The sequence below is a fragment of the Chryseobacterium sp. UNC8MFCol genome (assembly GCF_000482305.1).
Lineage (GTDB): Bacteria > Bacteroidota > Bacteroidia > Flavobacteriales > Weeksellaceae > Chryseobacterium > Chryseobacterium indologenes.
The window spans coordinates 196,485-209,807 of the sequence record NZ_AXUZ01000016.1 but is presented as its reverse complement, the minus strand read 5'-3'; the positions used below and the strand labels follow the sequence as shown (position 1 = coordinate 209,807).

Here is a 13,323-nt window from a genome sequence, read left to right as displayed (position 1 = left end):
TTTTGTTATTATCTATTAACTCTTCTTGGCTTAACAGCTGCTTCAGGAATATCCTGTACAGTTCTAAATCCGATATAGCTTCTTGCTGAATCTTTTCTTTCCCAATCTCTTGCCCCTGTCATCAACGCATATCCTATATCTTTCCAAGATCCACCTCTTACAGATTTTTTTACATCCTTTTTATCTTTAGTAGAAGGATTTAATGTAGAAGAGAATCCATATGAAGAATTGTTGTAAGCAGATTCTGTCCACTCAGAAACGTTTCCAGCCATATCAAATAACCCAAATCCATTTTTCTTAAATTTCTTAACTGGAGCTGTATATGTATAAGTACCTTTTTTCTCGTCTTCCATGTAGTTACCTCTCTTAGGTTTGAAGTTGGCTAAGTAGCAACCTCTGTCGTCCATTAAATACGGACCACCCCAAGGATAAGTAGCATTTTGCATTCCACCTCTTGCAGCATATTCCCATTCTGTTTCTGTCGGAAGACGGAACTGCAATGGTCTTTGTTTTTTTCTTTTCAGGCTTTCGTTGTAGTCTGTCTTTAATTTAGATCTGAAGTTACAATAAGCTCTTGCCTGATCCCAGGTTACTCCCACTACAGGGTAGTTTTTGTAAGCCTTGTGCCAGAAGTATTGTTCAAATAATGGCTCATTGTAAGCAAAGTGGAAATCCTTTACCCAAACAGTCGTATCAGGATAAATCGCAATACTTTGACTCTTCAGGTAATTGGCTCCTCTTTCGTTATCCGCAAGTGCAGCATCCATATCTCCCCAACGGTACGTATATTTAAGCTTACTTACATCTAAAATTCTTTCGTTTCCTATTCTGGAAGAAGCAGGCAAATACATAGATTCCAAAACTTCCGCATATTCTACATCCGGGTATTTTGAAGTACTCCAGTGTAATGGGATTTTCCAGTCCAGTCTTTTGCTTGCGTCATAGGTTCCGTCTTCACGGCCGCCCTGACCTTCCATATATTCCTGATAAGGAGTTAAATTTTCTTCTTTTTTAGCAAGGTATGCGTAATCTCCTATAGCTGCACCTCTACGTCCGCCTTCGTCACCACCTTCTCCGGCAGCTTCGGCAAGTAAAGTTCTTGCAATAGAATCTCTTACATAATTGATAAATACCCTGTATTCTGAATTGGTAGTTTCTGCTTCATCCATGAAGAAAGAAGAAACAGTAACTGTCTTCAATGATGCTTTTTCAGGTGTATTTGTTGGATCCTGGTCTGCTAAACCAGCCACAAATGAACCTGCAGGAATCGCCACCATTCCGTATGGTCTTTCCGCAACAAATGATTTAGTTTTTTCTCTTGGTATCAATTCTCCTTTTGTTCCTGGCTTCCCTACAGAAGAGCTGCCACCACCTGAACAAGATACCGATGCTACCGACGCAGACAATAATAAAAGAAATATCCTTTTCATGTTAATTTTTATAATTAAGCCGTAAATATATAATTTTTTTAAGAAACTTTTAAGATTTATTTTGAAATAACGAAAGAAATCTAAATTTATTTTATTTACAACAATTTTTTATTCCACAGTTACAGATTTTGCTAAGTTTCTCGGCTGATCTACGTTCGCTCCTCTATATACTGCAATGTAGTATGCAAGCAGTTGTAGAGGTACTGAAGCCACAATCGGAGAGAAGCATTCTGATGTCTCAGGAATTTCAATAACATAGTCTGCCATTTCGCTAACCTGGCGATCACCTTTATTAACGACAGCAATAACTTTTCCTTTTCTTGCCTTAATTTCCTGAACATTACTTACTATTTTATCATAGTGACCTTTTTTAGGGGCTATAATAACAATCGGCATGTTTTCGTCTATCAATGCGATAGGTCCGTGCTTCATTTCTGCTGCCGGATATCCTTCTGCATGGATATAGGAAATTTCTTTTAATTTTAAAGCACCTTCCAGAGCTGCCGGATAGTTGTATCCTCTTCCTAAATAAAGGAAGTTTGTAGTGGCTACAAAATCTTTTGCAATCTCCTGAATTTGCTCATGGGTAGAGTTTAGTACGTCTTCTACTCTTTTAGGAATTGCGTCAAGCTCGGCAATAAGACTCATAAAGTCTGCATTTCCTAAATTCCCGTTATGTTTTCCTAATTTGAAAGCTATTAATGTAAGAATGGTAAGCTGAGCAGTAAATGCTTTTGTAGAAGCTACCCCAATTTCAGGGCCTGCATGGGTATATGAACCGGCATCTGTAATCCTCGCAATAGAAGAATCTACTACATTACATATACCATATATAAATGCTCCTTTTTCTTTAGCTAATTTTAAGGCTGCCATTGTATCTGCTGTTTCTCCTGACTGAGAAATGGCAATAACAACGTCTTTATCTGTGATAATAGGGTTTCTGTATCTGAATTCAGAAGCATATTCTACTTCTACAGGAATTCTTGCATATTCTTCGATAAGATACTCCCCGATAAGACCTGCATGCCATGAAGTTCCACAAGCGATGATAATAATCCTGTTGGCATTTTTAAACTTCTCAACATGATCCCAGATTCCTGCCATTTTGATAACTCCTTCATCTACAAGAAGTCTACCTCTCATAGTATCGTGAATGGATTTTGGCTGTTCAAAGATTTCTTTAAGCATGAAATGCTCATAACCTCCTTTTTCAATCTGCTCTAAGCTTAATTTTAGTTTCTGAATTTCAGGCTCAATCTTAGAGTTTTCATTGATGGTTCTGATATCTACTCCATTTTCAAGAGAAATGGTCGCCATGTGTCCTTCTTCAAGGTAAATAGCTTCTTTTGTAAATTCCACAAAAGGAGAAGCATCAGAAGCAATAAAATATTCTTTATCACCGATTCCGATCGCCAATGGAGATCCTAATCTTCCTACGACCAAAACGCCAGGATAATCTTCATGAAGTACTGTAATGGCATACGCCCCATATACTTCATTCAATGCATATCTTACTGCTGTCGGGAAATCTATTTCAGGGTTCAGATCCATAAAATACTGGATTAAATTCACCAATACTTCAGTATCTGTTTCTGATTTAAAAGAAAATCCTTTTTCTGTAAGCATTGTTTTGATGGTATCATAATTTTCAATGATCCCGTTGTGTACAATTGCTATTTTACCGTTATTTGACAAATGCGGGTGGGAGTTTCTGTCACTTGGTACTCCGTGAGTTGCCCAACGCGTATGTCCCATCCCCACTTTGAATTTTCCTTTTAAATCTTTCGAAATATTCACCAAATCATCAACTTTACCTTTTGTTTTTTCTACTTCAAGCTTATTGTCTGAACCTTCTAAAACAATTCCGGCACTGTCATATCCTCTGTATTCTAGTCTTCTAAGCCCATTGATTACAATATCATAAGCATCCTGAAAACCTGTATATCCTACTATTCCGCACATATTTATTTTGTCTAGTGTTGTTGTTTATTGTGTTTTATTTTTTCTTTCCGTACGTAACTATCAACTGAGTTTTGTAAGGGTTTGAATCTTTAGTTGTACCTGTTAAAATGACTCTGCTCATATCAAATGCTCTGGTTGTGTATCTCGCACCTACAGGAGCTCCTGAAGCATTTCTCACAAATGATCCCATATTGATAAGGAAAGGAGTATTAACAGCTAATTTATTATTTACCAGTTTACCTTCAACGATATCTTTAAGGGTTTTTGTAATTACAAAATCATAATATTCCGGTACAGGGTCCTTTTTCGGAGTATACGTATAAATATTAAATCCGTTTAAAGCATCTGAAGTAAACTGAGTAAGATCAATTTTTCCTTTATCGTCTGTAATTACCGGAACAAGATTAAATTTACGATCTCCACTTATCGTATTTGTAATATTCGTCCAGTTTTGAGATTGAGGATCTACAAAAAATCTGATTTTAGCTCCAACGATACCTATTTTATCTTTTTCAAATAAAGCTTTAAGCTCGTTAATTTTTTCATCAGGAATTTTCACATTGACGGATGGTCCACCCATTCCCTGTACAAAAAGTCTTGCATCTCCACCTATAGGATCGCTTGCTGGTGCATTAGCCAGAGCAGATCCTGTTCTGTCATACTCATACTGTCCCACATGAGCATTAGGACTTCCCATAGAAAATTTCAAAGAAGTCTGAGGACGGGTTACTACTCCATTATTGGTTACATCATATTTGTAATACATAATCATTTCCATATCATCAGGTGCAAACTGGAAAAGATAACCGTCATTACTTTCTGTAGAAATTCTAAGTCCTCTGATATATCTCACAAAGTTTGAAGCATCCTGAAGCTCAGGCTTACCTTTTTTAGCAATAATACGGTTTTGGAAGAAATCGGTATTATCCAATTTTATTCTAAATCCTAAATTACCTGTAAACACATTGGTATTATCAGACTTTTTCGTCACAGTCACGGTACTTACATTGCCGTCAAAAGTTGCTGATCCTAATTTTTCACCAAGACCAACGTTTAGATTCGAACGGGTAAGACTTTCTGTGTTTATATCAAGGAAAGTTGTAATTTCATGTACGTTAATCTTCATTGATTTCATGGTTTTATAATTACCATATTTACGTACAGGATAAGATTTTTTCTCAATGGAAACCGCAACTTTTTCATCACCTACCGGGAAGTCATTTTTATCATAAGCGCCCGGTGCTTTGATTGAATCAGTGATATAATAAGTATCATCAGCCGTATTCGCAGGAGTTCTCAATACCAAAACTACGGAATCTACTTTCGCATTAGGCCCGTTAAAATCAAAATTATCGGTAGGCATTCTGAACTGCGTAACGTACGATGCCTTCTGCATACCAAATTGTGAATCTTTAAAAGCTCCTAACACCCCAACGGAAAGACCTCCACCTGTGGTGTTTAATGAGTTAATAAGTCTGGATGCATCACTTCTGATTGAGTCGTTATTGCTGGAGTTGTATGCTACAACGGGATATGAAACTTCCGTACCTTGTGCTGCATCATTGTTAAACAGCTGCTCTCCGAGAGCATCCGGATCCGGTTCACAGTTATAAAGGATTGTACTTCCGAAAATCGCCAGTAAAAGCACGGCGAAAGTCCTTTTAAGAGTATGAGTCATTAAAAATGTGTTTTTTAATAAAGTTGGTTTATAGAATCTACATCAAGATACTCTGATTTTTGAGTAGCCGTTTCTTTAAATGCCTGGTCAAGGTCTTCGTCAAGAAACTCATCGCCCTTCACTACCGTATCTACATAGTTCATACTTTCGATAACAAAACTTTTAATTGTTGGGTTATCTAACGCTTTTAATCCTGAAATATTATCAAACTTCAACTTTTCATCAATCTTTTTATCAAGATCTGCATCCTTCTCGTTGTACAGAGAAAGAACAATTTTCGCGTCCTTGAAATAAGTATCTGATTCGTAGTAAGTTTTAAGATAAATTGGAACAAAAGAAGCCATCCATCCGTTCAGATGAATAACATCAGGAACCCAGTTCAGTTTCTTGATGGTTTCGATAACTCCTCTTGCAAAGAAAATAGCTCTCTCGTCATTGTCATCGAAAGGATTCCCTTCGTCGTCAAAATAGTACTGCTTTCTTTTGAAGTATTCTTCATTGTCAATAAAGTATACCTGAAGTCTTTCCCCCGGAAGAGACGCTACTTTAATGATTAAGGGCTGGTCCAGGTCATTGATAATAATATTCATTCCTGAAAGACGGATCACCTCATGAAGTTGGAATTTCCTCTCACTTATTTGTCCAAATCTTGGCATAAAAACTCTTACATCATTGCCTTCATTGTGCATCTTAAGTGCCATTTTGTTTACCACAGCAGCCATATTTGTATCTTCCTGATATGGATACATCTCTGTAGTAATGTACAGTATTTTTTGATTCGGCATAAACTTTCTATCTAATTTTTGTAAAAATGCTTTAATGTGCAAAATTACAAAAAAACATCCAACATTATTTTAATTAACATTTTTTTACGAAAATTCCGATTTTCAAATTATTAAAAACACACCTTATTATGTGATATTTTTAGTAATTTTGAATTAGTATTAAAATAAACTATGGAAGTTATTAAAAACAGTAAAGCCCTGAAGGATTTCATTGAAAGACAGAAAGAAATGGGAAAAAGAATTGGCTTTGCCCCTACTATGGGAGCACTTCATAAAGGCCATCTTTCTCTTTATGAAGAAGCAAGAAAAGATAATGATCTTGTTATTTCTTCAATTTTTGTAAATCCTACTCAATTCAACAATCCTGAGGATCTTGAGAAGTATCCGAGAGATATCAACAGAGATATTTTAATTCTGGAAAATTCAGGACTGGTAGATGCCGTTTATATTCCTGAAGTCGTAGATATATATCCTGAAAAGGCAGAAAGCCAGCATTACGACTACGACGGATTAGAAAATGAAATGGAGGGAAAATCCAGACCGGGACATTTTGATGGTGTAGGAACTGTGGTGGAAGAGCTTTTCAGACAAGTACAGCCGGACAACGCCTACTTTGGTGAAAAAGACTTTCAACAGCTTGCGATCATCAAAAAAATGGTTGAGAAAAAACATCTTCCGGTTAACATAAAAGGAGTCCCTATTTATCGGGCAGAAAACGGACTGGCTTTAAGCTCAAGAAACCAGAGGCTGCATGAAGACCGAAAAGAAACTTCAAAAGTAATTTATGAAACGTTGAAAAAAGTGAACGACTGGTTCAGAACAGTTTCCGTCCCTGAGATCAAAGAAAGAGTGACAGACATTTTCGATCAGCAACAGGGAATGAGACTTGAGTACTTTCTGATTGCCGATGAAGATACTTTAAAAGAAACTGATTTCTTTTACAAGGATAGAAACTACAGAGCTTTCATTGTAGTTGTAGTAGACGGTGTTAGATTAATTGACAATATGCATTTGGATTAATTCCAAAATAACATACAGCAAAATAAAATCTCCGACTCTGGTTATGAAAGTCTTTCAGACTCTATAATCAGAGTTTTTTTATTCTGTTATAATACCATCCTGATAATAAAATAATAACAGGGGAAAGAAACAACACCGCAAGGAGTATCACAGCCACAATATCCTGTATCATTCCATTGCTGATGCTAAGACAAAATAAACAGATTGATTGCAGTCCAAATAAGATCACGCCACCCGCAATATAACCATATGACAAGGTTTGTTTTAGTGTTATATTTTCTTTGCCCGCTTTTCTATTCCCGTTAATGACATGAAATAGAAAAATCAAGTAGAAAATTCCTGCTGACAGCAAAGCAATTAATAGCACCCAGGCTAATTCTTCATTAATAATACTCATATTCCCCTAAGTAAAGGTTTAATATAAAAAATCAAAGGCCTCCGGAAGGAAGCCTTTGAAACACCAAATCACAAAATATTAATATGAAAAAAATTTACTTTTCAGTAAACTTGTGACCCGGCTGGGATTCGAACCCAGGACCCATACATTAAAAGTGTATTGCTCTACCAGCTGAGCTACCGAGTCGGCCACAATTAAAAATGAATAAATTTCACTATTAATTATTAAATTTTCTTTGCAGTGCCTGCGACTGGACTCGAACCAGCACATCCTTAGGAAACCACCCCCTCAAGATGGCGTGTCTACCAATTTCACCACGCAGGCAATAAAAATTACAAAATTCCAGTAACTTTTTTTGCTTGTGACCCGGCTGGGATTCGAACCCAGGACCCATACATTAAAAGTGTATTGCTCTACCAGCTGAGCTACCGAGTCGGCCACTTATGCATCAAGTTTCATTTAAGTAATGTCCCTTGTTTTAAGTGGTGCAAAGATATGACTTTTTTCTTTATCTCAAAACTTTTTCGCAAATTTGTTTAAAAAAAATTCATGATAGTTTCATTGATCGGATACATGGGCAGTGGCAAATCTCACGTTTCCAAAATATTAAGCGAGAAAATAAATTTCAAATTGATAGACCTTGATAAAGAGATTTCGAGAAAGAACAAATTAACGATTCCGGAAATCTTCGAAAAAAAAGGAGAAATTTATTTTAGAAAGCTTGAAAGAGAGGCTCTGGAAGAGATTCTTGCCTCTGAAGAAAATGTAGTTTTAAGCCTTGGCGGAGGAACTCCTGTTTACTATAATAATATGGAGATCATCAACCACAATTCGAAAAGCTTCTTTTTAAGGAGCTCTGTGGGCACTTTGGTAGAAAGATTGTCTAAGCAAAAGGAAAAAAGACCTTTAATAGCCAATATATCCGATGAGGATCTCCCGGAGTTCATTGCTAAACACCTGTTTGAAAGAAATCAGTTCTATAGTAAGGCTCAATTTACAGTAGGAACAGATTCGCGTGATCCGGAAGAGATCGTCAACGAAATAATAGAAAAGCTCTATCCCTAGAGCTTTTTTATTTTAATCGTCACCTTCTGTTTCGTCACCTGTTTCTCCAAAGAAGTCATCCCAATCTGTAAAATCTGAATCGATATCATTACCTACATAATCATCCATATCTCTTCTGTCTTTTTTAGTTGGCCTTCCTTCACCTTTATTACGGTAATAATCCTGTGACATTTTGCGAAGTTTTAACAATTCATATTGTTCTTTATCCGTCACATCCTGTATGTGAAGTGGGACCAATTTGGCTCCAATTCTGCTTTTAGGAATCTGGATAACCTTTATTTTGTAATCAATCTGATTTTTACGAATTTTGATAACATCCCCTTCTTTTACCTCTTTAGATGACTTTACGGCAGACGTTCCGATAGAAACTCTGTTCTTTTTAATCTCTTCTGCTGCAATACTTCTTGTTTTATAAAAACGAATGCTCCATAAAAATTTATCTATTCTCATAATTTTTTATACTTTTGCCGTTATATTATTTGTAAAGTAATTAAAAGTTTTTTGAAATGAAAAAAATATTTTTATATACCCTTGTAGGATCTTTATGCTTTTCTGCATGTAAAAAAGATGATGAAGTGGTAGGCTATCAAGAACCTGCAGATGTTGCCACCCAGGATAGCTATGATGATCAGTCTATTAAGAAATTTATGGACGAAAACTATCTGGATGTACAGGGGAATATAAAACCTTTCAGTGCCACTGATACTACTGATGACAAATACAAAAAATTGTCTGAATTACCTAATGAAAAACTACCTTCCGGAACTATTTACATTAAAAGAGAAGGTGCACAGCCAACGACTAATCCGCAGGTCATTAAGACGGATGACGTTATTAAAATGATGGGTAGGGCTTATTCTTTCATAGCTGTTGAAACAGACGGAAAAGTAGCATTTGCATCTCAGCAGACTTTTTTTAATACAATAGACGGCTATACAGTTCCTGTGATTGACCCCATGTATTACTATGTTAAGAAAAAGGTATTGGATGATGCGACTGTAGAAGCTGCTAAAAAAGCAAAATACTATCAGATACCAGGGTTTAGAGAAGCATTACAAAAGTTCAATGCTTTTGATAATCTTCCAAGCGAAACGCCTTATAATCTTCAGGGGGTAATTATTGTTCCTTCGAGAGCCGCATTTGCAAGAAACCCACACTATCCTTACCTGAGCATGTCTCACAGAAACAGATCTTTTGTTTTCAACTTCCAGATTTACGGAAGATCGGACAGACCTGCCGATCAGGCGCAAACTTCAGAACAACAACAATAGATATAATAGATATACTAATAAAAAAACCGTCCTGAGGACGGTTTTTTTATGTTTTATTATGTTCTTGCTTTTTGTTTTACATTTCCTAAAATATCCGGGAAATACAGGTCTGCAAGGTGATCAAATTCATCTCCACGCATAAACATTGTAGCATCTACTTCTTCATAAGAACTCCTTCCTGCAGCGGCAATAAGCTCATTGCATGTATGAAGGGTATTTTTATGGAAGTGATATACCCTTTCACTTTTATCGGTTACATCAAGTCCTTTAATCAGCATTTTATCCTGAGTGGCAACTCCTGTAGGACAATTGTTGGAATTACATCTCAGCGCCTGGATACAACCTAAAGAAAACATAAATCCTCTTGCGTTATTACACATATCTGCTCCCATAGCGATAGCCCTTAAGATATCAAGGCTGGTAAGGACTTTACCACTGGCAATAACCCTTAATTTATTTCTTACGTTGTAGTTATTCAGTGTTCTGTTTACAAAGATCAAGGCAGGCTCAAGTGGCATCCCTACTCCATCTGAAAATTCCGGCGGAGCGGCTCCTGTTCCCCCTTCTGCACCGTCAATGGTGATAAAGTCAGGATAAATTTTCAGAACATTCATTTGTACACAGATATCTTCAAATTCTTTAGTATCACCGATACAAAGCTTGAACCCAACCGGTTTTCCTCCTGAAAGCTCTCTTAATTCCTGTACAAATCTTAATAGTCCGGCAGCATCAGAGAAAGAAGTATGTGATGGTGGTGAAATCACCGTCATTCCCGGTGTTACGTGACGGATGGCTGCAATCTCCGGAGTGTTCTTTACTCCCGGAAGTACTCCACCGTGTCCCGGTTTTGCTCCCTGTGACAATTTGATTTCAATCATTTTCACATTGGGAAGTGTTGAATATTTCGTGAATAATTCAGGATTAAACTTTCCTTCCTCATCACGACATCCGAAATATCCGGTACCGATCTGCCAGCATAAATCGCCTCCTTCCAGATGATATGGAGAAATACCTCCTTCTCCTGTATTATGGTAAAAGTTTCCTTTTTTGGCCCCTCTGTTCAGGGAAATCTGAGCTCTGTCACTTAATGCCCCAAAACTCATTGCTGAGATATTCAATAAAGAAGCATGGTAGGGTTGCGTACATTGTTCTCCTCCCACCCAAACTCTCGGGAGCTCCTCGGAAGGGGATTTTGCATAAATGGAATGCTTAATACCTTCATATTTTCTGTGATTTACTTCCAGCTGAGTACCAAAAGCCACCGTGTCGCTTAAGTTTTTAGCACGCCTGTACACTGCAGAACGCTGATTTCTTGGAAAAGGCTTTCCGTCTGTTTCTCTTTCAATAAAATATTGCTGCATTTCCGGCGAAATACTCTCGAAAAAGTACCTGAAGTATCCCAAAACCGGGAAATTCCTCAAAATAGCATGTTTCGATTGGTAAGCATTATACACTCCCAATGCATAAATTGCGGATAACAGCGTCGGTATCCAATAATGCGCTCTGATCAGTATTGCGACAATCCAGGTAGCAATAACTAATACAATTCCCCAAGATAAAAACTTATCTCTCATGAATGTAGTATTTTAAAGTTTAAAAATAAATTTAGTAGAAATTTTGCAAAGAGCCTATGCTTTTGCTAAAAAATTTTGGTAGGAAGATTGCACAGAAACTGTGCCATCTGACAGGATTTTTTCTAAATTTAGAAATTCTATCTGATTAACGGATGCAGGATCAAAGTCTTTCTGAACCCTCACATAATTTTCTGTGAAGCCAAACATTTTGCCGTCTTTATTTTCATGCTCCCAAAGGACAGGAAGCGTTTTTCCAAGTTGAGTCTGATAAAATGCCATTTTCTTTTTTTCAGAAAGAATCCTCAGCATTTTATTACGTTTTTTTCTTTCAGCTACCGGTACTACGCCGTCCATAGCTGTTGCTTCTGTATTTTCTCTTTCCGAATAAGTAAATACATGAAGATAAGTAATAGGAAGTTCATTAAGGAAATTATAGGTTTCCATAAATTTTTCCTCGGTTTCTCCCGGGAATCCGACAATAACGTCTACCCCAATAGCAGCATCAGGCATTACCTCGCGGATCTTGCTTACTCTGTCACTGTACAGTTTGGTCAGGTAACGGCGTTTCATTTTTTTCAATACATCATCGCTTCCTGACTGCAACGGAATATGGAAATGCGGAACAAAACTTCTGCTTTTAGAAACCAGTTCGATACTTTCATCCTTCAGCAGATTAGGCTCTATGGATGAAATACGGATCCTTTCAATACCTTCCACTTTATCAAGTTCTGAAATCAGATCAAGGAAAGTATGTTCGTGTCTTTTGTTTCCAAATTCTCCCTTTCCATAGTCCCCGATATTCACTCCGGTAAGAACAATTTCTTTAATATCTTTTGCTGCAATCTCAGCAGCATTTCTGAGAACATTCTCTATGGTGTCTGAACGTGAAATACCTCTTGCCAACGGAATGGTACAATAGGTACATTTGTAATCACAGCCATCCTGAACTTTCAGAAAGGCTCTTGTCCGGTCACCAATTGAATAGCTTCCGATAAAGAAATCGGTTTCTTCAATCTCACATGAATGAACGATTCCTTCGTTTTCTGTTTTCTCCAGATCGTCAAGGTAGCTTAGAATATTGAATTTTTCTTTAGCCCCCAACACAAGGTCTACTCCTTCAATCTGTGAAATTTCCTCAGGTTTCAACTGAGCATAGCAACCCACAATTACCACCAGACCTTCAGGGTTGGCTTTCATTGCTCTTTTTACGTGAAGCTTACATTCGCGGTCTGCATTTTCGGTAACAGAACATGTATTGATCACATAGATATTGGCTTTCTCATCAAAGCCCACCTTATCATAACCTGCATCTGTTAATTGACGGGCAATAGTAGATGTTTCTGCAAAGTTTAACTTGCAGCCAAGTGTGTGATACGCGGCAGTTCTTTGAAAACTAGACATGAGATACTCCTTAATTTTATGGGTGCAAAGATAGTAATTTTAATAAGAACTCAAGATTGATTCAGTCTATTGCTTGTATTCATCCTTTACTTCGGAACTATTTTGGAAACATACCGGTGAGGAATTTGCATCAGGTTCACTGCCTGAAAATTTATTCTTCATTTCAGCATTATACTCCTGAGACTTGTTTCTTGGAATAGAAAGTGTTTTCCAGTCTTCATTCTTTATCATTTTGGCGATATATACAATTTGTCCGATATGATAAGGATAGTGAGCCAGTTGTCTTAAAATTGCATCAATAACAGGATGTGCTTCTCCTCTAATGTAAATTGTTGAATATAAATTTTCATTGGTAATTTGTTCTAAAGCGTTAAACAGACATCTCCAGCCTTTTTCCCAAAATTCAATAACATCTTTTTTGGTTTTGGGTGTATTTATAAATTCTTCGTCACGGTTACGCCAGGATTTTTCGCCATCTTCAGTAAGGAAGTCCGTCCACCTTGACAGCATATTTCCTGCGATATGATTTACAATGACAGCAATAGAATTACTTTCTTCATTATACTGCCAGCAAATCTGCTGATCTGACAATTGCTCAAATGATTGATCACCAAGAGATTTATAATATCTAAAACGCTTTACAAACAGCTCTTTCATTTTTTTATTTTGTTACTAATCTAAAGTATTTGCAGCATAAAACCACCTCTGACGAAGTGGTTTTATCTATTTATTTTATTGAT

12 protein-coding genes and 3 tRNA genes are annotated in these 13,323 nt (G+C 36.9%); 3 read left to right on the top strand and 12 right to left on the bottom strand.

Features of this window, described 5'->3' with window-relative positions:
• Positions 1-8 precede the first annotated feature (8 nt).
• The 4 genes from gldK to M030_RS0111485 all read right to left on the bottom strand — a co-directional run bounded on the left by gldK (position 9) and on the right by M030_RS0111485 (position 5,855).
• On the bottom strand, positions 9-1,430 hold the full coding sequence (gene gldK, locus M030_RS0111500; RefSeq protein ID WP_027373633.1) for a gliding motility lipoprotein GldK: 1,422 nt from the start codon (positions 1,428-1,430) through the stop codon (positions 9-11).
• A gap of 108 nt (positions 1,431-1,538) precedes the next feature.
• Complete coding sequence (gene glmS, locus M030_RS0111495) at positions 1,539-3,392, bottom strand: glutamine--fructose-6-phosphate transaminase (isomerizing) (protein ID WP_027373632.1); 1,854 nt, start codon at positions 3,390-3,392, stop codon at positions 1,539-1,541.
• 34 nt (positions 3,393-3,426) lie between these two features.
• Entirely contained in the window at positions 3,427-5,070 is a 1,644-nt protein-coding gene (locus tag M030_RS0111490; protein WP_081735613.1) for a DUF4270 family protein, read from the bottom strand.
• Positions 5,071-5,084: 14 nt separating this feature from the next.
• Complete coding sequence (locus M030_RS0111485) at positions 5,085-5,855, bottom strand: glycogen/starch synthase (RefSeq protein WP_027373630.1); 771 nt, start codon at positions 5,853-5,855, stop codon at positions 5,085-5,087.
• 171 nt (positions 5,856-6,026) lie between these two features.
• Here M030_RS0111485 and panC point away from each other — a divergent pair, with 171 nt between their 5' ends.
• Positions 6,027-6,875 carry a pantoate--beta-alanine ligase gene (panC, locus tag M030_RS0111480; protein ID WP_027373629.1) on the top strand — a complete coding sequence of 283 codons (849 nt, stop codon included), beginning with the start codon at positions 6,027-6,029 and terminating at the stop codon, positions 6,873-6,875.
• 67 nt (positions 6,876-6,942) lie between these two features.
• Here the strand turns inward: panC and M030_RS0111475 are convergent, their stop codons facing one another.
• The 4 genes from M030_RS0111475 to M030_RS0111460 all read right to left on the bottom strand — a co-directional run bounded on the left by M030_RS0111475 (position 6,943) and on the right by M030_RS0111460 (position 7,707).
• Positions 6,943-7,272: a hypothetical protein gene (locus M030_RS0111475; RefSeq protein ID WP_027373628.1), complete on the bottom strand. Its 330-nt coding sequence runs from the start codon at positions 7,270-7,272 to the stop codon at positions 6,943-6,945.
• 113 nt (positions 7,273-7,385) lie between these two features.
• Positions 7,386-7,458, bottom strand: a tRNA-Lys gene (locus M030_RS0111470).
• Positions 7,459-7,513: 55 nt separating this feature from the next.
• Positions 7,514-7,596, bottom strand: a tRNA-Leu gene (locus M030_RS0111465).
• A 38-nt stretch (positions 7,597-7,634) separates the two neighbouring features.
• Positions 7,635-7,707: transfer RNA gene (locus tag M030_RS0111460), tRNA-Lys, on the bottom strand.
• 114 nt (positions 7,708-7,821) lie between these two features.
• On the opposite strand from M030_RS0111460, the gene M030_RS0111455 reads away from it, so the two are divergent.
• On the top strand, positions 7,822-8,337 hold the full coding sequence (locus M030_RS0111455; RefSeq protein WP_027373627.1) for a shikimate kinase: 516 nt from the start codon (positions 7,822-7,824) through the stop codon (positions 8,335-8,337).
• Between the two features lie 12 nt (positions 8,338-8,349).
• Here M030_RS0111455 and M030_RS0111450 read toward each other — a convergent pair whose 3' ends face one another.
• Positions 8,350-8,787 carry an RNA-binding S4 domain-containing protein gene (locus tag M030_RS0111450; protein WP_027373626.1) on the bottom strand — a complete coding sequence of 146 codons (438 nt, stop codon included), beginning with the start codon at positions 8,785-8,787 and terminating at the stop codon, positions 8,350-8,352.
• Between the two features lie 56 nt (positions 8,788-8,843).
• Between M030_RS0111450 and M030_RS0111445 the strand changes: the two genes are divergently transcribed.
• Positions 8,844-9,608, top strand: coding sequence for a hypothetical protein (locus tag M030_RS0111445; RefSeq protein WP_027373625.1), 765 nt, complete (start codon positions 8,844-8,846; stop codon positions 9,606-9,608).
• A 56-nt stretch (positions 9,609-9,664) separates the two neighbouring features.
• On the opposite strand, the gene M030_RS0111440 is transcribed toward M030_RS0111445, so the two are convergent.
• The 3 genes from M030_RS0111440 to M030_RS0111430 all read right to left on the bottom strand — a co-directional run bounded on the left by M030_RS0111440 (position 9,665) and on the right by M030_RS0111430 (position 13,240).
• Entirely contained in the window at positions 9,665-11,182 is a 1,518-nt protein-coding gene (locus tag M030_RS0111440; protein WP_027373624.1) for an FMN-binding glutamate synthase family protein, read from the bottom strand.
• 54 nt (positions 11,183-11,236) lie between these two features.
• Positions 11,237-12,583, bottom strand: coding sequence for a tRNA (N(6)-L-threonylcarbamoyladenosine(37)-C(2))-methylthiotransferase MtaB (mtaB, locus tag M030_RS0111435; protein WP_027373623.1), 1,347 nt, complete (start codon positions 12,581-12,583; stop codon positions 11,237-11,239).
• A 66-nt stretch (positions 12,584-12,649) separates the two neighbouring features.
• Positions 12,650-13,240: a DUF1572 family protein gene (locus tag M030_RS0111430; protein WP_027373622.1), complete on the bottom strand. Its 591-nt coding sequence runs from the start codon at positions 13,238-13,240 to the stop codon at positions 12,650-12,652.
• Positions 13,241-13,323: the final 83 nt, after the last annotated feature.